Genomic DNA, 524 nt, shown 5'->3' with positions numbered 1-524 from the left:
GTCCACGGCCACGGGGCCCACAGGGGGCGCCACGGCGGCCAGGGGAGCCACGGGAGCGGGGGCGGCGGCCACGGGCCCGGCCTCGGCCACGGCGGCGGCTCCGAGGGTGCCCTCGGGCCACTCGTCCGGCGCCTTGCACCCGGCGTGCAGTCCGTCGCCGTACAGGTCTTCCCGCATCTCCCCACCGCACCCACGGCAGACGAGCGGGGCCTCGGGGCCCTGCGGAGCCTCGGGGTTGTCCTCGGGGCCCGAGCCGCCCCGTCCGTCCGTCTCGATCGGGACCGGCATGGACCACACCTTCTTCGTGGCCCGGGCAACGGAAATCCACTGGGAGGCGGTGTGCCGGTGCGTGATCCGTCCGCCTCGGTTCTCGTCCTCCCCGGTGATGTATCCGGCCGCTTCCAGGGCCTCACCCATGGCACGGGCCGTGATCTCGATGGGGGCGCCGGAGTCGGCCGACTTCTGGATGACGTACGGGGCGGCGGCGGACGCACCCACGGCAGACGAGCGGGGCCTCGGGGCCC

1 protein-coding gene is annotated in these 524 nt (G+C 75.6%); it reads right to left on the bottom strand.

What is annotated here, in order from left to right:
- On the bottom strand, positions 1-498 hold a 498-nt coding region (locus tag IH25_RS38235), incomplete at its 3' end, for a hypothetical protein (protein ID WP_037656431.1).
- Positions 499-524: the final 26 nt, after the last annotated feature.

Source organism: Streptomyces achromogenes subsp. achromogenes (genome assembly GCF_000720835.1).
Classification (GTDB): domain Bacteria; phylum Actinomycetota; class Actinomycetes; order Streptomycetales; family Streptomycetaceae; genus Streptomyces; species Streptomyces achromogenes.
The sequence above is the reverse complement of the archived record's forward strand: the minus strand, read 5'-3'. Positions and strand labels throughout refer to the sequence as shown.